This is a genomic window from Aquipseudomonas ullengensis (assembly GCF_014174475.1).
Taxonomy (GTDB): Bacteria; Pseudomonadota; Gammaproteobacteria; order Pseudomonadales; family Pseudomonadaceae; genus Aquipseudomonas; species Aquipseudomonas ullengensis.
The window spans coordinates 683,746-705,985 of record NZ_JACJUD010000002.1; the positions used below are offsets into that span (position 1 = coordinate 683,746).

A 22,240-nucleotide genomic window follows, 5' to 3' on the forward strand; every position below is an offset into this window, starting at 1 on the left:
ACTCAAGGCTCTTCGGTGTTATTGATTTTGCTTTGGGGCTAGGCTTTCTCTGGCCTGCGCGTGGGCATTATATCCACAGCCCTCTGCGCGTCCAATACAAACGTTTGTTTGAATTTTGTCAAAGCCCGGTAGAGCAAGGCTTGGCGCCGGATAGAAGGCGCTTTTTCGTGTTGACCGAAAAAGGCGATCCGGTCAAGATACGGTCGGTTTTGCGCTCGCCGTATGAGCTCATCGTCGGTTCCGGCCGACCTGCATCACCGGCCAGGCTTGCCTTGGCGACATCCTTATTCACCGGAGAGTAACGAGGAATCCATGAAGGTTCTTGTAGCTGTCAAACGAGTGGTCGACTACAACGTCAAGGTTCGCGTCAAAGCGGACAACTCCGGCGTCGACCTCGCCAACGTCAAGATGTCGATGAACCCCTTCTGCGAAATCGCCGTAGAAGAAGCCGTACGCCTGAAAGAGAAAGGTGTTGCGAGCGAAATCGTCGTCGTCACCATCGGCCCGAACACTGCTCAAGAGCAACTGCGCACTGCGCTGGCTCTGGGTGCTGACCGCGCCATTCTGGTCGAGTCGGCTGACGAGCTGAACTCCCTGGCCGTGGCCAAGCTGCTCAAGGCAGTGGTCGAGAAAGAGCAGCCGCAGCTGGTCATCCTCGGCAAACAAGCCATCGACAGCGACAACAACCAGACTGGCCAGATGCTGGGCGCCCTGACTGGCTATGCCCAAGGCACCTTCGCTTCGAAAGTCGAAGTGGCTGGCGACAAGGTCAACGTGACCCGTGAAATCGACGGCGGTCTGCAGACCGTTGCGCTGAATCTTCCGGCCATCGTCACCACCGACCTGCGCCTGAACGAGCCGCGCTACGCGTCGCTGCCGAACATCATGAAGGCCAAGAAGAAGCCGCTCGACGTGGTGACTCCGGACGCCCTGGGCGTTTCCACCGCCTCCACCGTCAAGACCCTGAAAGTCGAAGCGCCGGCTGCTCGCAGCGCAGGTATCAAGGTCAAGTCCGTGGCTGAACTGGTCGAGAAACTGAAGAACGAGGCGAAGGTAATCTAAATGACTATCCTGGTTATCGCTGAACACACCAACGCCGCCCTGGCTGCTGCCACCCTGAACACCGTGGCTGCTGCTGCGAAGATCGGCGGCGACATCCACGTGCTGGTTGCCGGCGCCGCTTGCGGTGCTGCTGCCGAAGCCGCTGCCAAAGTTGCTGGCGTCGCCAAGGTGCTGGTTGCTGACAACGCTGCCTACGCTCACCAGCTGCCGGAAAACGTTGCGCCGCTGGTTGCCGAACTGGGCAAGGGCTACAGCCACATCCTGGCTGCTGCTACCAGCAACGGTAAGAACATCCTGCCGCGCGTTGCCGCTCAGCTGGACGTTGATCAGATCTCCGAGATCATCGCCGTTGAAAGCGCCGACACCTTCAAGCGCCCGATCTATGCCGGTAACGCCATCGCTACCGTGCAGTCTTCGGCTGCCGTGAAAGTCATCACCGTACGTAGCACCGGTTTCGACCCGGTTGCTGCCGAAGGTGGTTCCGCTGCCGTTGAAGCAGTGAGCGGTTCGGCTGACGCTGGCAAGTCTGCCTTCGTTGGCGAAGAGCTGGCCAAGTCCGATCGTCCGGAACTGACCGCTGCCAAGATCGTCGTTTCCGGCGGCCGTGGCATGCAGAACGGTGACAACTTCAAGCACCTGTACGCCCTGGCCGACAAGCTGGGCGCTGCTGTTGGTGCTTCGCGCGCCGCTGTCGACGCCGGTTTCGTACCGAACGACATGCAGGTTGGCCAGACCGGCAAGATCGTCGCACCGCAGCTGTACATCGCGGTCGGTATCTCCGGTGCCATCCAGCACCTGGCGGGCATGAAAGACTCCAAAGTGATCGTCGCGATCAACAAGGACGAAGAAGCCCCGATCTTCCAGGTGGCTGACTACGGCCTGGTCGCTGACCTGTTCGAAGCCGTACCGGAACTGGAAAAACTGGTGTAAGCCAGCTTTCCCGCTCCCACAAAAAAACCCGCTCATCGAGCGGGTTTTTTGTTGCCTGCACTATTCAAAATTGCATCAAAAATGCCTTTCGCGCATTTGGCTCAACCCCGGCTGGCGTCGAGGAAGGCCTGGTAGTGCTGGGCGGTTTCTTCCGGGCGCTCGAGCATCGGTACGTGGCCGCAATCCTTCATGATCACCACGCTGGGTTTCTTCAGCAGCGGCTTCATGACCTCGATGCTGGACACATCCAGCACGCGATCCTGGTCACCCCACAGCAGCAAGGTCGGTGCCTGGATCTTGGGCAGCTCCGGCTCCAGCGGCACATACTGCGCGCGCAGCTGGGCGAAGATATGGTCGTAGTGTTCGCGGTTGGCCATCGATTGTTCGGCGAAGTGGCGTTTGAGCGATTCCGGCATCTCTGGCGGGGTGACGAAGATGAAGTGCATCAGGGCATCGAAATCTTCAGGTTTGCGCACTACCAGCGGGTTGGGTTCGCCACGCTGGACGCGCTGGAACATCTCGCTCTTGGTCGGTGAGCTCACGCCGGCATTGTTCAGCAGGGCCAGGCTGAGGACGTCATCCGGATGGCGTGCGGCGTAGAGCGCCGCAATGTGGCCGCCCATGGAGTTGCCGATCAGGTGCAGCTTCTGGATGCCCAGCGCCTTGGCCAGGGCATGCACGCGCTCAGCCTGGCTGGCGACGTCATAGCTGGTATCCGGCTTGCTGCTTTCACCGAAGCCGGGAAGGTCCATGGCGATAACGTGATAGCGCTGGGTGAAATGCCGGGCGAAGCGCAACCAGGTGTCGCGGTTGCCGCCGAAACCGTGCAGCATCAGGATGGTTTCGCCATCCGCCGGCCCGCCTTCGTAATAGCGAATGTTGAACTCGCCGACCTGGATATCGTGGGTCGACAGCCCGGCCATTTGCCGCTCGACGAGCTGTGCGGCGGCAATCAGAGTAGTAGGGGAGAGGTAAAGGGTGGCCGCAGTGGCCGCCAGAAGGAGAACGATGCCTAAAAGCAGCTTTTTCATGGCGATTCCTTATCGCTAATTATTATTTGAATGGCGTATTACGCTAGCATGAAGACTGTCGATGACAGTTAGATAGTGCAAGCTGTCCCCACCCCAACGCCGGTATGTGCCCATGCGCGATCAACCCCTGTTCAAGGCCCTGCTGCTCTTGATCCTGCTGCCCGGTTTGGCGAATGCAGCGGGCAAGTGCGAGCGCCTGGTGGCGACCGGCAATCCGGAGTATCCGCCATACCTGTGGCGTGACCCGCATAGCCCGGAACACCTGATCGGAGCCAATGCCGACCTGCTGACGCATATCGGCGAGCAACTGGGGGTGAAGATTGAGGTCATTTACACCGGCCCCTGGTCGCGGGCGCAGGATGAGGTGCGTACTGGCCGGGTCGATCTATTGGCCGGCGCTTTCCTGACCCTGCCGCGCCTGGAAACCATGGACTACGTGCATCCGGCCTTCTTCCTCACGCCCAGCGTGGTCTGGGTGCGCAAGGACAAGGGCTTTCCCTATGCCGGCTGGGATGACCTGCGCGGTCGTACCGGCGGCACCCTGGTCAACAACAGCTTCGGTCAGCAGTTCGACAGTTTTGCCAAGGCCAACCTCAGCCTGGAAACCGTACCGAGTCTAACCCAGGCCTTCCAGAAGCTGCTGTTGGGGCGTACCGAGTATGTACTTTATGAGCGCTATCCCGGTGTTGCGGTAGCGGACACCTTGGGCATGCTGGCGGATCTGGAAACCCTGGAACCACCGATTTCCAGTGGAGGGCTGTACCTCACGCTGTCCCATGACTCGGCTTGCAACGAGCCCTGGCTGCGCGGACAGCTGGCGAAAAAGATGACAGAATTGACCGCCGCTGGCCTGCCGGAGACTCTCCTGCAGCGCAATCTGGAGCGTTGGAAGACGCAGCAGTTACAACCAGCGAGTGTCCCTCCGAAAGAGCAGGAAGGTTCTCTGTGAACAAGCGACGTCTTAGCGCCGTATTGGCGCTGCTGGCTCTGGCTGGCTGTGCCAACGACCCAGCCCCCAACGAACAGATGCGCCTGACCACCCAGGCGGTTGAGCAGGCTCGCGCCGTGGGTGCCCAGCAGATTGAAGAAATGCAGCTGGCTGAGGCGAAACTTACCCGCGCCGAAAAGAACATGGGCGAGGAAGACTATAAGCGCGCTCGCGTGCTTGCCGAGCAGGCCGAGTTGGACGCACGCCTGGCAGAGGCCAAGGTCCTGACCCAGAAGAGCCAGGCTCAACTGGATGAACTGAACGTGCGCATCACGCGCCTGCGCAAGCAGTTGGGAGATGTGCAGTGAAGATGGATATCACCCTGGGCAGCGCTCTGCTGCTGTCCCTGGCCCTGCTGGGCGGCTGTGCCAGCCAGGAGAGCGATGAGGCCCTGGCGCAGGCTGCGGCCAGCTTCCAGAGCGTCAAGGAAAACACCAACGTGCTGCGCAGCGCACCGAAGGATGTGATCCGTGCCGGCGAGTCGCTGGCGCGTGCCGATCGTCTGTCCAGCTACTGGGGCAGCGACGAGGACGTGCTGCATTACGCCTACCTCAGCCAGCGCTACAGCGAGATTGCCACGCAGCACAGCGAGCTGAACCTCAACCATGAGCGCGCGGCCAAGCTCGATCTGGAACGTGAGCGGCTGCAATTGGCGTTGCGCGAAGCCAAGTTGCTCAGCGTGCAGCAGTTGGGGTCGCAGATCGACGAGCAGACGATCAACCTGGCAGCCAGCGAGACCGATCGCGGCCTGGTGATGACCCTTGGCGACGTGCTGTTTGATGCCGGTCGTGCGGACCTGAACAGCTCGGCCAACCGTACTCTGCTCAAGCTTGTGCAGTTCCTGCAAATCAACCCGCGCCGCACCGTGCGTATCGAGGGTTACAGCGACAGTCGCGGCGATCCCAAAGAGAACCTTGAGCTCTCGCGGGCCCGCGCACAGGCGGTGGCCGACATGCTGGTCGACCTAGGCATCGACGCCAAGCGCATCGCGGTGCAAGGCTATGGCGAGGCCCATCCACTGGCAGAGAACGCCTCCAAGCAGGGGCGCGCGCAGAACCGGCGTGTGGAGATTCTCTTCTCCGATGACAAGGGCCGTCTCGCGCCCAGTCGCTGATCGCCACGCCGCCTGCCAAAACCCCGGTGCAGTTGCCCGGGGTTTTTTATTGCTAGATCGAAACGGTACAGACTGTACTGCCGCAATACGCCTAATTGGTGTAACAGCGGCAACTGTATCGCTCGTAAACTCCTTATCTGTATCGCCACAGCCTTCATGTGCTCCGCTACTGTTACGGTTCAGTCGCGAAAGGATCGCCCGCATGACCAGTTTGTTGCTCTACCAGCGCATCGCCCAGCAACTGGCTGAGGATATTCGCCGTGGCGTCTACCAACCCGGCGAGCGGGTGCCGTCCGTGCGCAAGATGAGCTCGCAACTCAGCGTCAGCCACGCCACCGTGCTGCAGGCCTACGCCAATCTGGAGGATCAGGGGCTGATCCGCGCGCGTCCGCAATCCGGCTTCTATGTGCACCAGACTGCCGCGCTGACCGTGCCAACCCCCGATATCGCGCGGGTCGAGCGGCCTTCGATGGTCACCCGCAGCAGCATCATTAGCCAGGTGCTCACCGACTCGCGCCAGGAGGGCGTGTTCCCCCTCGGCGCCGCCGTGCCGCATGTGGACTATCTGCCCGTGCGTGCGCTGCACCAGCAACTGGCCAAGGTCACCCGTTTCCACAGCCCGCGGGCATTCAGCTACATGTTCAGCCCGGGCTTCGAGCCGCTGCGGCGCCAGGTGGCGATCCGCATGCGCGATGCCGGGGTGATGGTCGATCCCTCGGAAGTGGTGATCACCCACGGCTGCGTGGATGCCATTCACATGGCCCTGCGCGTTACCACCAAACCAGGTGACCTGATTGCCGCCGAGTCGCCGACCTATTACGGCCTGCTGCAACTGGCTGAACTGCTTGGCCTCAAGGTCATCGAGATTCCCTGCGACCCGAGCACCGGCATGAGCCTGGAAGCCTTGCAGTTGGCGGCCAACCAGTGGCCGATCAAGGCGCTGATCCTCACCGCGCGCCTGAGCAACCCCATGGGTGGGAGCATTCCCGAGGAGCGTCAGAAGCAGCTGCTCAAGCTCACAGCCGACTATGGCATCCAGGTGATCGAGGACGACATCTACGGCGAGCTGCTGTTCGAGCCGGGTCCGAGCAAGGCGCTCAAGGCCCATGATCGCGATGACCAGGTGGTGTACTGCTCGAGCTTCTCCAAGACCCTGTCGCCCGGCGTGCGGATCGGCTGGATCATCGCCGGTCGGCACCAGGAGGAGGTGGTGCGCCTGCAGACCTTCAGCACCCACTCGGCCTGCAGTGTCACCCAGATGGGCGTGGCGGCGTACCTGGAAAACGGTGGCTACGACCGTCACCTGCGCTATATCCGCCAGGAGTACCGCAAGAACATGACCGCCTACCAGTTGGCGGTGCAGCAGTACTTCCCGGAAGGCACGCAGATGACCCGGCCCAACGGCGGCTTCATCCTCTGGGTCAGCCTGCCAGGGCGGATCAGCGCCAAGGAGCTGCACGTTCGCGCGTTGCAGCAGGGCATCAGCAGCGCGCCGGGGCTGATCTTCAGCAACACCGAGCAGTTCAATCACTGCCTGCGCCTGACCTGCGGCGTGCCGTGGAGCCGCGAGGCCGAGCGGGCGATCATGACCCTCGGCATGCTCGCCGGGCAGCTGTGCCAGGAAGCGGCCGGCTGATTTTTTCGGCAGGGCTTAACCCGTCGTTTGCGGCGGCTGCGTCTACCTCAGCGAATGGACTTTTCGCCCCAGGAGACCGCCGCCATGTCCGACCTCACTACCTTGCTCCGCCAACCCCTGCTTGCCGGCTTCACGGCCGGCCTGGCCCTTAGCCTGGCCGCCTGCAGCGTGGCCAATAACGACGCCGAGAAGAAAGCTGCCGCCAAGCCGGATGAGCCGTTGGTGCGGCAGCAGGTGCTGCACGAAGAGCTGGATGCCAACGCCGCCTATCGTGCCCCTGCCAAGGCTGAAGCTGCCAGCGTCGCCGGTGCCATGGAAGCACGCAAGATGCTGCCGCAGAGCCTGCCGATGGTGGCTCCGGCGCCAATGGCTGACAGCGCGCAGTTCGGCTATCAGGATGTCTACCGCGAGCAGTACCAGAAAGTCGCCGACAACCCGGTGCAGGCCGTAGCCCAGCAGCCGGTGTCGACCTTCAGCATCGACGTCGATACCGGCAGCTACGCCAACGTGCGGCGCTTCCTCAACAGTGGCAGCCTGCCGCCCCAGGAAGCGGTACGCCTGGAAGAGTTGGTCAACTATTTCCCCTATGCCTATCCGCAGCCCACGGGTGAAACACCGTTTGGCGTCAGCACCGAGCTGGCCGCCTCGCCGTGGAACCCGCAGACCCGCCTGCTACGGGTGGCGATCAAGGCCTCGGATATGCAGGCCGCCGATCTGCCGCCCGCCAACCTGGTATTCCTGGTCGACGTGTCCGGCTCGATGGATAGACGCGAAGGCCTGCCGATGGTGCAGAGCACGCTGAAACTGCTGGTCGACCAACTGCGCCCGCAGGATCGCGTAGCCCTGGTCACCTATGCCGGTACGGCCGGCGTGGTGCTCGAATCCACCGCCGGCAGCGAGAAGGCCAAGATCCGCGCGGCCATCGATCAGCTCAGCGCCGGCGGCTCAACGGCCGGCGAGTCGGGCATCCAGCTGGCCTATGAGCAAGCGCAGCAGGGCATGCTCAAGGGCGGGATCAACCGCATCCTGCTGGCTACCGATGGCGACTTCAACGTCGGCATCAGCGACTTCGAGACCCTCAAGCAACTGGCTGCCGACAAGCGCAAGAGTGGCGTGTCGCTGACCACCCTGGGTTTCGGCACCGACAACTACAACGAACAGTTGATGGAGCAACTGGCCGATGCCGGCGACGGCAACTATGCGTACATCGACAACCTGCGCGAGGCGCGCAAGGTGCTGGTGGAGCAGATGAGTTCGACCCTGGCCGTGGTGGCCAAGGATGTGAAGATCCAGGTCGAATTCAACCCGGCGCAAGTCAGCGAGTACCGCCTGCTGGGCTACGAGAACCGTGCGCTGAAGCGTGAGGATTTCAGCAACGACAAGGTCGATGCCGGTGAGATCGGAGCCGGGCACACGGTCACCGCGCTGTATGAAATCGTCCCGGTCGGCGCCAAGGGCTGGCTGGAGCCACTGCGCTATGCCCAGGCCGGCAAGGGTGAGGGCAAGCCGGGTGAAATCGCCTGGCTGCGTCTGCGCTACAAGGCGCCCCAGGGTGGCAGCAGCAAGCTGGTCGAGGTACCGATTGGCAAAGGCGAGGGTGTGATGCCGATTGCCCAGGCCAGCGAGGACCTGCGTTTCGCCGCCGCGGTGGCCGCTTTCGCCCAACAGCTCAAGGATGGCAAATACACCGGCGAGTTCAACCTGGCCGACAGCGCCCGGCTGGCGCGTGATGCCAAGGGTGAGGACCGCTACGGTCTGCGTGCCGAGTTTGTGCAACTGGTGGAGCTCGCACAAAGCCTGCAAACTCCGGAAAACGTTCAAGTCAGGGCCGACTAATTGAACCAACCCTTGAGAGACGATGACGCCGCGCTGCTGCGGCGTTATCGCAACGGCGAGGCCGCGGCGTTTGCGCAGCTCTATGAGCGCCATCGCCTCGGCCTGTTTCGTTTCTTGCTCGGCCTGTGCGGCGATCATGCGCTGGCCGAGGAAGTGTTCCAGGACACCTGGATGAGCCTGATCCGCAGCGCCAGCGAGCAACGCGAGGCGGTGCTGTTCAAGACCTGGCTGTACCAGATCGCACGTAACCGCCTGGTCGACCACTGGCGCAAGTCCGGTCGCCACCAGGGAAAGCTCGATGAGTACGACGAGCAGCAGCACGCCAGCGCCGATCCGGGCCCCGGGCCCGAGCAGCAACTGCTGCTCAGTCGCGACCAGGAGCGGTTGCAGGCGGCCCTGGCCGACCTGCCCGAGGAGCAGCGCGAGGTGTTCCTGCTGCGCGCCCACGGCGATCTGGAGCTGCACGAGATCGCTGAGCTCACCCGTACTCCGGCGGAGACGGTAAAAAGCCGTCTGCGTTACGCCCTGAACAAGTTACGTCGGCTGTTGGCCGATCCGGCTTCGGCCGAGGAGGTATCCGCATGAGCCCGTCCGAGCAAGACCTGCAACAGGAGCAGCAGTTGCTCCAGCATTTCCGCCAGCACAGCCAGGGCGAGCCCTCTGCCGCGCTGGATGCGCTGATTCTCAATGCCGCCCGCCAGGCCGTGGCCACGCCTGTGGCTGAAACACGCTGGAGCCAGCGTGTACATGCCTGGCTGTTCGGTCCCGGCAATCGCACTCGCTGGTCGGCAGCCTTTGCCAGCCTGGCCATCGTCGGCGTGGGGCTGAGCCTGACCTGGCGCACCCAGGAGCAACTGCCGAGCACCTACGATTTGCCTGCACCCGTTGCGGCCCAGGCGCCTGCCGCGCCGATGCTGCGGGAAATGGCGCCCCGTATGGCCAACGAAGCCCACAAGCAATCCGCCGAGTTCGAGGAGAGAAAGGCCGAAGCGGTGCAGAAGAAGATGGGCGCGGCCGAGTCCGTGGCGGGTGCTATCGACCCTGATGCCTCCTATGCCGCCCCCGCACCGGCACCGGCACCCAGCGTGGCGCGACAGATGCCCCTGGCCAAACCTGCTGCACCACAGGTTGAGGCGCTGAGCGATGCGACTGCCGACATGGTCCAGCCGCCTTCGAGGACCGAAGCTGAGGCCAAGGCTTTTGCACAAGCCAAGGCCAAGGCGCAGGCTGCGGCCGATGCGAAGGCCAAATCTCAGACCGCCGCGCGGGCAACGATGCAGTCCCAGGGCAACGCCGAGGGGCAGCAGTTCCTGTCCGATGAGGCGCCGCCTTTGGACGTGCGTTTGCGCGAAGTACTCAAGCTGCGCGAGGAAGGCCGGCAGGCGCAGGCCGATCAGTTGCTAAAGACCTTGCAAGCGGAGTATCCGCAGCAGGACCTGCAAGCTGAGCTCAAGCGTCTGCAGACTGAGGTGGAGCAATCGGGCAGCTCGCGTTAAATCGCGAGCCGCTTAGTTGAGTCGAGCCCCTGGTAGCGCTGGCCTGCAGGCACGCACAAGCAATGAGTGAGGTTGCCGTAATAGAGCGGTTGGCTTGCCAGAATGCGGGGCAGGGGGGAGCATAGGGCGTCCTTTGCCATACCTGCCCGCCATGTTCCGTTACCGTTTCCTCACCTTGCTGCTGGTGTTGGGCCTGCTCGTCGCCTGTGACGACAACCCTGCGCCCGCTCCCAAGCCGGCAGTGTCTCCGACCAGCGCCCCCGAAGTGCAGCCGCCCCAACCGCCGGCTCCGCCAGCGCGTGATGCAACCAAACCCGCCGAGGCAGCTGCCAAGCAAGCACCGCCAGTCCTGCCAGCGCTGGGTAGCCAGGTGGTCAAGGACACCAGCTTGCCCAAGCCCGAGGACAGCAAGCCCAAGCCGGCGTCCAAGGTGTCATCGAGCAAGCCGTTACCGCCGGCCAGGCTGGACCTTCGCCTGCCGCCAGGCCTGGTCGAGCAATTGCAGCCGGATGAATCGGCCGAGGTCGACTTTTCCCCGCCGTCGCTGCTGCCCGAGATGTTCGTGGAAAAGCCCAAGGAACCGGGGCCGTTCGAGCTCAACGGCCGCCTGATCACCAATGACCGCACCGAGAACTACTGGGACTCGGTAGAAGGCGCGGAGCTGCAGTTCAAGTTTCGCAACTAGCTCAGCGCTGGGTGGCTTCGATACGGCGCCAGAGTTCAGGCCAGTGCTGGGCCCAGCAGCAGGCATGGTCATACCCCGGCATCACCCACACCCTGCTGGTACGGGCATCCGTATAGCTGGCGACAAAGCGTTCGACCAGCGCCGGCGGGGTGACTCGATCATTCGCGCCGATCAGGTGCCATTGCTCGACCGTGGCCAGTTCGGCTTGTACATCGAGTGGATTGAGCGAGTACTTCAGTGGTTGTACGCGGTGATAGTCCGTCCAGGCCGCATGGTCGAGGTTGCCGCTTACGCTGACGATGCGGCGCACATCGTCGCGGCGGGCGGCAAGCAACAGGGCAAGTGCCCCGCCACCAGAGTATCCGACCAGCGTCAGCTCGCTGGCGTTGGCCCGGGTTTTCAGGAGACTGATTGCCTGGTCGAGACTGGCGACTACCTCTTCGGCGAAGCGTGCATCGGTCCAGTAGCGTTGCGTGCAGGCACCTCGATGCGCCCCCAGGTATTGGCATGGGCGAGCCAGATAGGCGGCATTGCCCTCCGGTTGTGCCAGCGCCAGGCGCAGGGCAAGGGGATTGAGCGGAGTTGGGTCACTGGAGGGGTGGCTACGGTTGGCCCAGGCGAAACCGTCACCTTCGATATACAGCACCAAACGTTGATCGTTGGCGAACTGGGCGGGTATGAACGCTTGCAGGGTGAAGGGCAGGGCGTCGATCTCGACACTCTGCCAGGCATGCGGAAGGGCCAGATCTAGAGCCAGTTGCCGACGATCGTCTGGCGACGGCGGCGAGGCACAGGCACTGAGCAGCAAGGTCAGGAGTAGGGCGAGAACGCGCAGGTCAGGCATGAAGCACAAGCGCCACGGCGAGAAGGTGTCCAGCATAGGTTGCCGGACACCCCTTGCCAACGCACTGAAGCGGCCGGCTCACCCGCTGGGTGAGCCGGCTCCGCATCAGAAGGCCCAGCGTGCCTTGATCGAGGCGCCCTGGTTGGTGAAGTCGCTACGTGCTTCGGCGTCGTAGCGCAGGCTGACTTCGGTGCCGTTTTCCAGGGTGTGGTCCAGGCCCAGGCCGGCGCGAGCCAACCAGGGTTCCATGTCCAAACCTGGCGTGCTGAACGCAGCGCTTGAGGCGCCGGCGTAGGTCGAGGTGATGGAACCGTCTTCGTTGATCGCGTCGTAGCCGGCACCCAGGTTGGCGCTGAGTACAGTGGCCTCGCTCAGTTTGTAGTCGACCTTGCCGTCGACACTGAACAGCAGCTCTTCGGTGTCGTTGCTGTCCACGTCCAGATCCAGGGCGCCGGCACCTTTCTCGTGATAGGAGTCGGTGCCGATCCAGGTGTAGTCGGCCCGAGCCGACGGCACGAAGGTCAGCTGCTCATTCAGGCGCAGGCTGTGGCCGATACCGAGGCCGGCGTGGGCGTTGTAGCCGTCGTAATCAGCCTTGGCTGTGGCGTCGGCGAACGGCATGTGGCGCGTGCTTTCGTTGCGGTTCTGCCCGGCATCGAGCTGGAAGTTCAGCTCGGTATCGGGGGTCAGGGCGTAGCTGCCGTAACCGATCAGCTGGAAGGTGTCGATCTGCGCATCTTGCGGGGCGATGTCGGAGTCGCTATCGATGTCGGTCTGGGCATAGGCGAAAGCCAGGCCCAGGCGAGTGGCCTCGGAGACGGCGGCGTCGGCACCGATGGCCAGGCCTTTGGTGTCGGCATCGTAGCCGGAGATACCGCTGCGCTCGTCCTGCTCGGCCCAGGAGCCGAAGGTCTTGATCCACACGTTCTCTTCGGAGAGCGGTGCGTCACCGGAAGAGAGACCGCTGTTGCTGCTCTGGCGCGCTTGGATGACACGGTTGATGCCGGCCAGGGTGCTGCCGGTGGCGTTGTTGGTGCTGCCGGCGATGGTCGGCAGGGTCTGGGTGACGGCGTCGGAGACGTCCTGTTCGTTGCTCAGACCGACGAAGTTGCCAGCCAGCTCGCCATTGGGGGCGTTGCTGATGACCTGATCCAGTACCTGGGCGGCGCCAAGGGCGGGGATGTTGCCCAAACTGGTGACAATATCCTCCACCAGGCCGGAATTGCCGCCAGGCTCTTGTGGAGTTTCAGGCTCAACCGGGGTTTGGGGTTCTTCCGGCTCAACCGGGGTTTGCGGTTCTTCTGGCTCTTCCGGCTCTTCGGCGGCAGCCAGAGTCAGGTCTACGGTATTGCCGTCCTTGACTGCGCCGAAGTTGAACAACAGCGAGTTGTCGCTGACCTGGAAAGTACCGGCGCTATCGAGAGTGGTGGCAGTGAGCACATCCTGCAGGCTGCTGGCGCTGAAGGCGTAGTTGGGGTTGCTCACATCGACCACAATTTTGGCATTTTCGACGAGCCGGGCCGTACCGTTGACCACCAGTTTGCCGTAGGTGCTGTCATCGGCGACGCCGATCTGCAGGACGCCCTGAGCAGCTTGTGCGTAGTTGCCGTTGATCGTGCCGGTGGTGCCAGCGGCCAGGCTCAGGGTGCCGCCGTTGTTGAAACCGCCGGAGACGGTAATGCCGTCAGCGGCGATATAGCCGGTGCTGGTGCTGGTGCTGGTGCGGGTGCCGGCGCCCATCTGCAGGGTGGCGCCTTCTTCAATATTGAAGAGCTGCACGGCAATGGCGTTTTCATTGGTGAAGACGGCGCCGGATTTAAGGCCGAGTACGGCGCGCTCGGCATAAACGTCGCCAACCAGACGCGCCGTGGTGCCCGTGATGTTGACGATAAAGATGCTGGCAGGGCCGGCCGGCTCATCGAAGAGGGAGAATATGCCGCCAGAGATCACGCCACTGTTGTTGATCTCATCGGCGATGCTGAAACCCGTGCCGCCGATACCCAGTTGGCTACCCGTGATGGTGCCGCTGTTATTGAGCACGTCGATGTCTGCACCGTCCTCCAGGACAATGCCGGCACCACCGTTGCTGGTGATACCGCTGATGGTGCCGCTGTTATTGAGGGTGCCGAGATCTACATCACCTTCCGCGTAGATGCCGATTTGGCCGGTGATGGTGCCAGCGTTGCTGATGCTGTCGACGCTGAGGGTATCGCCGCTCGCATCCAGCGTGATGCCACTGTAGAAGCCCTGGATAGTGGCCCCGGCGAGGTTGTTTACGCTGACGCCGCTCTCATTGCCTTCACCGGCATCCAGCAGGATGGCAGCACCGTTCCTGTGGTCGCTGCCACCATTGTTGATCAGGCTGCCGGCGTTGCTGATGGTGCCGAAGCTGTCAAAGGTGGAGACTGCGGCATTGCCCGACACGGTGATGCTGCCGATGCTGGTGATAGCGACACTGCTGCCATCGGAGTACAGGTTGCAGGAGTAGGACTCGGCAGTACTGATGGTGTTGTTGCCCGAGCTACAAAGAGCAACGGCCTGTGCCCCACTGGCCATCAGGCTAATCCCCGCACCTGCAAGCAGCAGGGTGCCACCACTGAGTTTGCCACGCGCGCTGGTGTGTTCGTCTACCACGACGAAGGCATTGCGGACGTGACTCCAGACGATACGGAAGGCTTTATTCATGATTTCCCCGGGGAGGCCGGACTAAGGGAGCCGGCAAACAATGCGAAAACGCTCTTGGTGTGTCGTGCTGCGGGAGTCACGCTCTTGTCGACGCGTTCTTCATGCGGCGCCAATTGATGGCAGATTGATGGCATTTTGCCTGAACTTATTGGTACGCGGGTGCCGTTTTACGGCCAATCAGGGCGTGGTTTTGTCGTGGCCGGCGCTATACAGCCTGCGGGCTGCCTGTTCTTATATCCGCGATGTCGGTTTGTGGAGTTGATTGGCAATGATGGTGCATATCCCGCGGGTGCTTAGCCCGCAGCAAGTGGCCGAGTGCCGCCAGCTTCTGCTGCAGGCGCGCTGGAGTGATGGCAAGAGCACAGCTGGCCACCAGGCCATCACGGTCAAGGACAACCTGCAGTTGCCGGTGGACTCGGCCGAGGCCAAGGCGGTTGGTCAGGTGATTCTCCAGGCGCTGGAGCGCAATCCCCTGTTCATCTCGGCGGCGCTGCCGCAGCGCATTCTGGCGCCGCGTTTCAACTGTTATCAGGGCGGCCAGGCTTACGGCCTGCATGTGGATAACGCGATCATGGCCAGCCAGGGCGGCGAGCGTATTCGTAGCGATCTGTCGGCCACGCTGTTCCTCACCGACCCGCAGGAATATGACGGCGGCGAGCTGCTGGTGGAGGACACTTTGGGCGCGCACAGCGTCAAGCTGCCGGCCGGCGACCTGATCCTGTATCCGTCCAGCAGCCTGCACCGGGTCAACCCGGTCACCCGCGGCGCGCGGATCAGCTCGTTCTTCTGGCTGCAAAGCATGGTGCGCGATGCTGGCGAACGCAGCCTGCTGTTCCAGCTGGACAACAGCGTCCAGCAGCTCAACCGCGAGCTGGGTAGCGGGCATGCCGGTTGTGCGCAGCTGACGGGCGTCTACCACAATCTATTGCGGCGCTGGGCGGAGGTCTGAGCCGCACTGGCTGGCGTCATGTGCAGGCAACAGGCAGTCTGAAAACTGGCTGTGCGGTATGGTCGATGGTGATTAAGCAGCAATGCTGTAGACACAAGGAGAGTTGTTGATGCGTAAGACACTGCAAGCCGTTCTGGGGTATGGCTTGGCGTTGCTGCTGGCGTTGCCGGCATTGGCGGTAGAGATTCCGGACACCATCGAGGAGGCCGTCGTCAGCAGTGACTCGGTGGCGCCGTTGTTGGTAGCTAACCGCAGCATCATCGTTTTCCGTGCGGTACTGCTGGGAGAAACCCCGGAGGTGCGTGCTGCGCGTGCGCGTGCGGCGATCAATGACGTGCTGCAGGTGGGGGGCGAGTTGCAGGTCACGCTGCAGCCGGTGCGCAACAGCTACCTCGTGCTGTTGGACGGGCGCCGCGCATTCATGGTGACGCCCAAGGATGTCGACCCCCTGCAGCAGGACACCGTCGAGCAGGCCGCCGAGACTGCGGCCGGCAAGCTGCGGCAGGTGGTGGACGAGACGCGCGAGAGCCGCAACCTGAGCTTCATGCTCAAGGCGATTGGCTATTCCGTGCTGGCCACGCTGATTTTCGTCGGCCTGATTCGCCTGATCTATTTCCTCCGGGCCAAGGTGCTGCAGGTGTTGCCGGCGGTGATGCAGCAGAAGGCCGAGGAATTGCGCCTGGGCGGCGCCCAGGTCATCGATTCGCGGCAGCTCTACCCGATGGTCAGTCGCGTGCTCAATCTGCTGCGCTGGCTGGTGATGCTACTGCTGGCCTATGAATGGCTTAGCTTCGTGCTGTCGCGTTTCCCCTACACCCGGCCGTGGGGCGAAAGCCTCAACACCTACCTGGTGGACGTCGCCAGTTACCTGCTGGAGAGCATCGTCAGCGCCATTCCTGGGTTGGGTGTGGCCATCGCGATCTTCTTCATTGCACGCTGGGTCAGCAGCTTTTCCAAGCGGCTGCTCACGCGTGTTGCAGTGCCCAATAGCAGCGTCTCCTGGCTGAACAACGAGACCCTGCCACCGACCATGCGCCTGACCGCCCTGGCGATCTGGCTGTTCGCCCTGGCCATGGCCTATCCGTACTTGCCGGGTGCCGGTACCGAGGCGTTCAAGGGACTGTCCGTGCTGATCGGCCTGATGATTTCGCTGGGTGCGTCCAGCGTGGTGGGGCAGGCTGCTTCCGGGCTGATCCTCACCTACACGCACACTCTGCGTCCTGGCGAGTACGTGCGCATCGGCGACTACGAGGGCACGGTGACCGAGATGGGTATGTTCACCACCCGTATCCGCACCGGCCTGGGCGAGGTGCTGACGCTGCCCAACTCGATGATCACCAGCTCGGTGACCAAGAACTACTCGCGCGCCGTGCAGGGCATGGGGTACGTGGTGGATACGGTAGTGACCATTGGCTACGACACGCCGTGGCGACAGGTTGAGGCGATGCTGATAGAGGCGGCACGACGTACTCAGGGCATCGTTGCCGAGCCCGCGCCACAGGTGTTCCAGACGGCGCTGTCCGATTACTACCCCGAGTACCGGCTGGTGGCCCAGGCCATTCTCAGCCAGCCACGGCCGCGCGCGCTGCTGCTGTCGGCGTTGCACGCGAATATCCAGGATGTGTTCAACGAGTACGGCGTACAGATCATGTCGCCGCACTACATCATGGACCCGCAGCACGCCAAAGTGGTGCCAGAGGACCAGCTATACGCGGCGCCGGCGCGGCGCGAAGGGGAAGTCTGAGGCCAGCCAGGGGGAAACGTAGGACGGGTGTAACCCGCGCAGTCTGCGGCGCGGACTGCACCCGCCCCACGGGATGGCCTCTCAGTCGACGAACAGGTCTGGCACCAGAGTGCCGCCATCGGCATCGAAGCGGTAGTGCTCGAAGTCGGTCTGGCCGTGCTCGCGCAGGATGTCTTCGTCGATCAGCAAGCGCCCGGTGATGCTGCGGCCCTGGCTGGAAAGAATCGCGTGGGCTGCATCGGCCATGATCGCCGGGGTGCGCGAGCGCTTGAAGGCGTCGCGGCTGCCCAGCTCGAACTCGATGGCCGCGGTGGCGATCATGGTCTTCGGCCATAGCGCATTGGCGCTGATGCCGTACTTCTTGAATTCCTCGCTCATGCCCAGCGTCAGCATGCTCATGCCGTACTTGGTCGCGGTGTAGGGGCCGTACTGGGCGAACCATTTCGGGTCGATGTTCAGCGGCGGCGACAGGCTGAGGATGTGGCCGTTGCCGCTCTTTTTCAGGTAGGGAATTGCCGCCTGGCTGCAGACCATCACCGCGCGGGTGTTGATCTGGAACATCAGGTCGAAGCGCTTGGGCTCGAGCTGTTCGACTCCGAGCAGCTTGATGGCCCCGGCGTTGTTGATCAGCACGTCGATGCCGCCGAAGTGTTCGGCGGCCTGGGCCATGGCGACCTTCACCGCGGCTTCGTCACGCACGTCCAACTGCAGGGCCAGCGCTTTGCCGCCAGCGGCTTCGACCTCGGCAGCCACCGAGTGGATGGTGCCCGGCAGCTTGGCGTGGGCCTCGGCGCTCTTGGCGGCGATGACAATATTGGCGCCGTCGGCAGCAGCCTTGAGGGCGATCTCGCGACCGATGCCGCGGCTGGCGCCGGTGATGAACAGGGTTTTGCCTTGCAGGGACATGGGCGTGCTCCGGGGCTTGTTGTTTGTTGTTGAGGCCCCTACGTGGAGCATTGGGGCATCATGTGTAGGAGCCAGCTTGCTGGCGATCAGCGGGGCCATATCGCCAGCAAGCTGGCTCCTACAGGGTAAGTTCGTAGGGTGGATGACGCTCTGTTCATCCACCTTGGCGATGTGGCGGTGGATGAATAAGGCGCCATCCACCCTAGGGTCAGGCTTCGGCGGCTTCGATCTCCACCAGCACCTGACGGTTCTTCACCTGGTCGCCCTGGCTGACTCCGACGCGGCGGATTACGCCATCGATGCCGGCCTTGAGCGGGTGCTCCATCTTCATCGCTTCCAGCACTACCAACAGCTGACCTTTGCTGACCTGCTGGCCTTCGCTGACCAGCACCTCGACGATCGCGCCATCCATCGGTGCCTTGACCGTACCCGAGCTGGCGGCGTTCTGCCCGCCGGCGGGTTCGTGGGTGACATCGGTGAACTCCAGGTTGCCGGCATGGCCGTACAGCCACAGTTGCTCACCCTTCAAGTGATAGGCGCGGCGCTGGCGGATGCCATCCAGTTCCAGGCTAGCCCAGCGGCCATCGCTGGCCAGCAGGCGCAGGTCGACCTGGCCCTCGCCGATCTGGGCGCGTAGCAGCGGCTGCTGACCGGACTCCAGCACGTGCAGCTCGACCTCGTGCTTGTGCTCGCCCTGTTTGAGTACGAAGCGCCAGGGTGCGCTGCCGGAGCTGCGCCAGCCGGCCAGGCCGCCCTGGTGCGCGCGAGCATCGGCCGAGGCCTGGTAGAGCAGGGCGCAGGCAGTAGCCAGCTCACTGGCAGCAGGTGCTTGCGGCGTCAGGCTCGGGTCGTCGGCGAAGTGTTCGGCGATGAAGGCCGTGGTCGCGTTGCCGGCGGCGAATTCCGGGTGTTTGAGCAGGTTGGCAAGAAAGCGCTGGTTGCCGTTGACGCCGAGCAGCACGCAATCCTCGACCGCGCGGGCCAGCTTACGCCGGGCCTCGTCGCGGGTGGCGCCGTAGGCGATGACCTTGGCCAGCATCGGGTCGTAGAACGGGCTGACGGCCTGGCCTTCGACCAGACCGTGGTCGATGCGGATGCCGTCGAGCAACGCCGGTTCCCAGCGCAGCACTTCGCCGGTCTGCGGCAGGAAGTTGTGCGCCGAATCCTCGGCATACAGGCGTACTTCCATGGCGTGGCCAGTGAGACGGATCTCGTCCTGCTGGAGCGGCAGCGGCTGCCCTTCGGCGGCGCGGATCTGCCAGGCGACCAGGTCTTGCCCGGTGATCAGCTCGGTGACCGGGTGCTCGACCTGCAGGCGGGTGTTCATTTCCAGGAAGAAGAATTCGCCGCTCTGGTCGAGCAGGAACTCCACGGTGCCGGCACCGACGTAGTTGACCGAGGCCGCGGCTTTCACCGCTGCCTCGCCCATGGCTTTACGCAGCTCGGGCGTCATCACCGGGCAGGGCGCTTCCTCGACCACTTTCTGGTGGCGGCGCTGCACCGAGCAGTCGCGTTCACCGAGGTAGACGATGTTGCCGTGCTGGTCGCCGAATACCTGGATTTCCACATGGCGCGGGCGGATCACCGCGCGCTCGAGAATCAGCTCGCCGGAGCCGAAGGCGTTCTGGGCCTCGGAACGGGCGGTGCGGATCTGCGCCAGCAGTTCGCCGGATTCGTGCACCAGGCGCATGCCGCGGCCACCGCCACCGGCGCTGGCCTTGATCATCAGCGGGTAGCCGATGCGCGCCGCCTCGCGGCTCAGGGTGTCGTCGTCCTGGGCGGCGCCTTCGTAGCCGGGAATGCACGGCACGCCGGCTTCGAGCATGGCGATCTTCGACAGGCGCTTGCTGCCCATCAGGTGGATGGCTTCCACGGTCGGGCCGATAAATACGATGCCGGCGGCCTCGCAGGCGCGGGCGAAGTCGGCGTTCTCGGAGAGGAAGCCGTAGCCGGGGTGGATGGCATCGGCGCCGGTCTTCTGCGCCGCCGCGATGATGTTGTCGATCAGCAGATACGACTGGTTGACCTGGGCTGGGCCGATGCACACGGCCTCGTCGGCCAGTTGCACATGGCGTGCGCCGGCGTCGGCCACGGAGTACACCGCCACGGTGCGGTAGCCCAGGGCTTGCGCGGTGCGCATCACCCGGCAGGCGATCTCGCCACGGTTGGCGATGAGGATCTTGTTGAATGCAGCCATGTTGTTGTTCTACTCCTGCCGTTCAAACCACTTCGATTTGTTCCCCTCTCCCTCCGGGAGAGGGGCTAGGGGTGAGGGATGATTCAGCCTGTGCGGTCTTCCCCTCACCCCAGCCCTCTCCCGGAGGGAGAGGGAGTTGTCCGCATGTGCCTGAAATCACTCCGCCCACTTCGGCTTGCGCTTCTGCACAAAGGCCATGGTACCTTCCATGCCTTCGCCACCCAGCACCGCTTCGGCGAACTGGCCGGCGGCGTGGTCGAGCAGGCTGCCGAGGTTTTCCGTCTCGGTGGCCAGCAGCAGCGCCTTGGTCGCCGCGTTGGCACCAGGAGCGCACTGGCGGATCTGTTGCAGGCATTCGGCGAGGCGATCGACCACGGCCTGGTCGTCGGCTTCGCTGAAGTGCACCAGGCCCAGGCGCAAGGCCTCGGCACCGTCGAAACGCGCGGCGGTGAGGGCCAGGCGACGGGTCTGGGTCAGGCCGATGCGCTTGACCACGAAGGGGGCGATCTGCGCCGGCAGAATGCCCAGACTGGTTTCCGGCAGGCCGAACTTGGCGCCCTGGTGGGTAATGGCGATATCGGAGACGCAGGCCAGGCCGAAACCGCCACCGAGCACCGCGCCTTCCAGCACGGCGACCAGCACTTGCGGCGCGTACTGGGCTTCCTCCAGCAGGCTGCCGAAGGCGCGGTTCAGCTCGCGGTAGGCGTCGCCACCTTTGGCCCGCGCACCGGCCATGTCCTTGATATCGCCGCCGGCGCAGAAGTGGCCCTCAGCGCCGCGCAGCACCAGGGCGCGCACGGCCTGGTCGCCGCGTACCGCACGCAGCACGGCGCGCAGTTCCTCGACCATCGCCAGGCTCATGGCATTACGGCTGTCCGGGCGGTTGAGGGTGACGTAGAGCACGCCCTCGACCTGTTCCAGCAGCAGGGTTTGGCAGTTCGGCAGTTCGGCCATGATTGCTTCCTCAGCCCTTCTTTTTGCCGGGCAGGGTGCCCATCAGCTTGCAGATGATGCCCAGCATGATTTCGTCGGCGCCGCCGCCGATGGAGACCAGGCGCACGTCGCGGTAGGCGCGCGACACCGGGTTGTCCCACATGAAGCCCATGCCGCCCCAGTACTGCAGGCAGCTGTCGGTGACTTCGCGACCCAGGCGACCGGCCTTGAGCTTGGCCATGGAGGCCAGCTTGGTCACGTCGCGGCCTTTGATGTACAGCTCGGTGGCGTGGTAGACGAGGGCGCGCAGGGACTCGATCTCGGTCTGCAGCTCGGCCATGCGGAAGTGGATGACCTGGTTGTCGATCAGCGGCTGGCCAAAGGTGTGGCGCTGCTTGCAGTACTCGATGGTGGTGTCGACGCAGTATTCCAGGCCCTTGATCATGTTGGCCGCGCCGAACATGCGTTCTTCCTGGAACTGCAGCATCTGCATCATGAAACCGGCGCCTTCGTGGCCGATGCGGTTGCGCTGCGGCACGCGCACGTTGTCGAAGAACACCTGGGCGGTCTCCGAGCTGCGCATGCCGAGTTTGTCCAGGTGCGGGCTGAGGCTGATGCCCGGGGTGTTCATTGGCACCACGATCAGCGACTTGTTGACGTGGGGCTTGTCGTCGCTGGTGTTGGCCAGCAGGCAGATGAAGTCGGCAGACGGCGAGTTGGTGATCCACATCTTCGCGCCGTTGATCACGTAGTCGTCGCCGTCCTTGCGCGCGGTGGTCTTCAGCCCGGCCACGTCGGAGCCGGCGCCGACTTCGGAGACGCCGATGCAGCCGACCATGTCGCCGGCGATGGCGGGACGGAGGAATTCCTCGCGCAGCTCATCGGAGCCGAAGCGCGCCAGGGCCGGGGTGCACATGTCGGTCTGCACGCCGATGGCCATGGGGATACCGCCGCAGTGGATGGTGCCGAACTCTTCGGCGGCGACCACCGAGTAGCTGTAGTCGAGGCCCATGCCGCCGAATTTTTCCGGTTTGGAGATACCCAGCAGGCCGAGGTCGCCGGCTTTCTTGAAGATATCGTGCATGGGGAAGCCGCCGGCCTTTTCCCACTCGTCAACGTGCGGGTTGATTTCCTTGTCGACGAAGTTGCGGACGGTGCGGCGAAGCTCTTCGTGTTCTTGGGTGAAGATCATTTTTATTGTTCT

At 63.5% G+C, this 22,240-nt stretch carries 19 protein-coding genes; 12 read left to right on the forward strand and 7 right to left on the reverse strand.

The features are described from left to right. Nucleotides 1-312 precede the first annotated feature (312 nt). Nucleotides 313-1,062, forward strand: a complete 750-nt coding sequence (locus H3H51_RS08530) for an electron transfer flavoprotein subunit beta/FixA family protein (protein WP_183088612.1) — start codon at nt 313-315, stop codon at nt 1,060-1,062. Beyond that, entirely contained in the window at nt 1,063-1,992 is a 930-nt protein-coding gene (locus tag H3H51_RS08535) for an electron transfer flavoprotein subunit alpha/FixB family protein (RefSeq protein ID WP_183088613.1), read from the forward strand. Nucleotides 1,993-2,093: 101 nt separating this feature from the next. Here the strand turns inward: H3H51_RS08535 and H3H51_RS08540 are convergent, their stop codons facing one another. After that, the gene (locus H3H51_RS08540) at nt 2,094-3,023 is read right to left on the reverse strand and encodes an alpha/beta fold hydrolase (protein WP_183088614.1); all 930 of its coding nucleotides are present in this window, start codon (nt 3,021-3,023) and stop codon (nt 2,094-2,096) included. Nucleotides 3,024-3,135: 112 nt separating this feature from the next. On the opposite strand from H3H51_RS08540, the gene H3H51_RS08545 reads away from it, so the two are divergent. The 8 genes from H3H51_RS08545 (at nt 3,136) to H3H51_RS08580 (ending at nt 10,778) form a co-directional block, all read left to right on the forward strand. After that, entirely contained in the window at nt 3,136-3,972 is an 837-nt protein-coding gene (locus H3H51_RS08545) for a substrate-binding periplasmic protein (RefSeq protein ID WP_183088615.1), read from the forward strand. Nucleotides 3,973-3,995: 23 nt separating this feature from the next. Continuing rightward, entirely contained in the window at nt 3,996-4,319 is a 324-nt protein-coding gene (locus H3H51_RS08550) for a DUF4398 domain-containing protein (RefSeq protein ID WP_183088783.1), read from the forward strand. A 2-nt stretch (nt 4,320-4,321) separates the two neighbouring features. Continuing rightward, nucleotides 4,322-5,125, forward strand: a complete 804-nt coding sequence (locus tag H3H51_RS08555; RefSeq protein ID WP_183088616.1) for an OmpA family protein — start codon at nt 4,322-4,324, stop codon at nt 5,123-5,125. A 202-nt stretch (nt 5,126-5,327) separates the two neighbouring features. Continuing rightward, nucleotides 5,328-6,761, forward strand: coding sequence for an aminotransferase-like domain-containing protein (locus H3H51_RS08560; RefSeq protein WP_183088617.1), 1,434 nt, complete (start codon nt 5,328-5,330; stop codon nt 6,759-6,761). Between the two features lie 84 nt (nt 6,762-6,845). Continuing rightward, on the forward strand, nt 6,846-8,597 hold the full coding sequence (locus tag H3H51_RS08565) for a vWA domain-containing protein (RefSeq protein WP_183088618.1): 1,752 nt from the start codon (nt 6,846-6,848) through the stop codon (nt 8,595-8,597). Beyond that, entirely contained in the window at nt 8,598-9,182 is a 585-nt protein-coding gene (locus H3H51_RS08570) for an RNA polymerase sigma factor (RefSeq protein WP_183088619.1), read from the forward strand. Further along, complete coding sequence (locus tag H3H51_RS08575) at nt 9,179-10,093, forward strand: hypothetical protein (protein WP_183088620.1); 915 nt, start codon at nt 9,179-9,181, stop codon at nt 10,091-10,093. Before H3H51_RS08570 ends, H3H51_RS08575 begins: the two co-directional genes overlap by 4 nt. A gap of 151 nt (nt 10,094-10,244) precedes the next feature. Continuing rightward, nucleotides 10,245-10,778: a hypothetical protein gene (locus H3H51_RS08580; RefSeq protein ID WP_183088621.1), complete on the forward strand. Its 534-nt coding sequence runs from the start codon at nt 10,245-10,247 to the stop codon at nt 10,776-10,778. Nucleotide 10,779: 1 nt separating this feature from the next. Here the strand turns inward: H3H51_RS08580 and H3H51_RS08585 are convergent, their stop codons facing one another. Then, nucleotides 10,780-11,622: a dienelactone hydrolase family protein gene (locus H3H51_RS08585; RefSeq protein WP_183088622.1), complete on the reverse strand. Its 843-nt coding sequence runs from the start codon at nt 11,620-11,622 to the stop codon at nt 10,780-10,782. A gap of 105 nt (nt 11,623-11,727) precedes the next feature. Beyond that, nucleotides 11,728-14,307, reverse strand: a complete 2,580-nt coding sequence (locus tag H3H51_RS08590) for an autotransporter domain-containing protein (protein ID WP_183088784.1) — start codon at nt 14,305-14,307, stop codon at nt 11,728-11,730. Nucleotides 14,308-14,575: 268 nt separating this feature from the next. Between H3H51_RS08590 and H3H51_RS08595 the strand changes: the two genes are divergently transcribed. Both H3H51_RS08595 and H3H51_RS08600 read left to right on the forward strand, forming a co-directional pair. Further along, the gene (locus tag H3H51_RS08595) at nt 14,576-15,256 is read left to right on the forward strand and encodes a Fe2+-dependent dioxygenase (protein WP_183088623.1); all 681 of its coding nucleotides are present in this window, start codon (nt 14,576-14,578) and stop codon (nt 15,254-15,256) included. Nucleotides 15,257-15,365: 109 nt separating this feature from the next. Continuing rightward, a complete protein-coding gene (locus tag H3H51_RS08600) occupies nt 15,366-17,000 on the forward strand; it encodes a mechanosensitive ion channel family protein (protein ID WP_183088624.1) in 1,635 nt (544 codons plus the stop codon). A gap of 81 nt (nt 17,001-17,081) precedes the next feature. Here the strand turns inward: H3H51_RS08600 and H3H51_RS08605 are convergent, their stop codons facing one another. The 4 genes from H3H51_RS08605 to atuD form a co-directional block, all read right to left on the reverse strand. Then, the gene (locus H3H51_RS08605) at nt 17,082-17,906 is read right to left on the reverse strand and encodes an SDR family oxidoreductase (RefSeq protein ID WP_183088625.1); all 825 of its coding nucleotides are present in this window, start codon (nt 17,904-17,906) and stop codon (nt 17,082-17,084) included. Nucleotides 17,907-18,114: 208 nt separating this feature from the next. Then, complete coding sequence (atuF, locus tag H3H51_RS08610; RefSeq protein WP_183088626.1) at nt 18,115-20,103, reverse strand: geranyl-CoA carboxylase subunit apha; 1,989 nt, start codon at nt 20,101-20,103, stop codon at nt 18,115-18,117. A 156-nt stretch (nt 20,104-20,259) separates the two neighbouring features. Further along, a complete protein-coding gene (locus H3H51_RS08615; protein WP_183088627.1) occupies nt 20,260-21,057 on the reverse strand; it encodes an enoyl-CoA hydratase/isomerase family protein in 798 nt (265 codons plus the stop codon). A gap of 10 nt (nt 21,058-21,067) precedes the next feature. Further along, entirely contained in the window at nt 21,068-22,228 is a 1,161-nt protein-coding gene (atuD, locus tag H3H51_RS08620) for a citronellyl-CoA dehydrogenase (RefSeq protein ID WP_183088628.1), read from the reverse strand. Between the last annotated feature and the right edge of the window lie 12 nt (nt 22,229-22,240).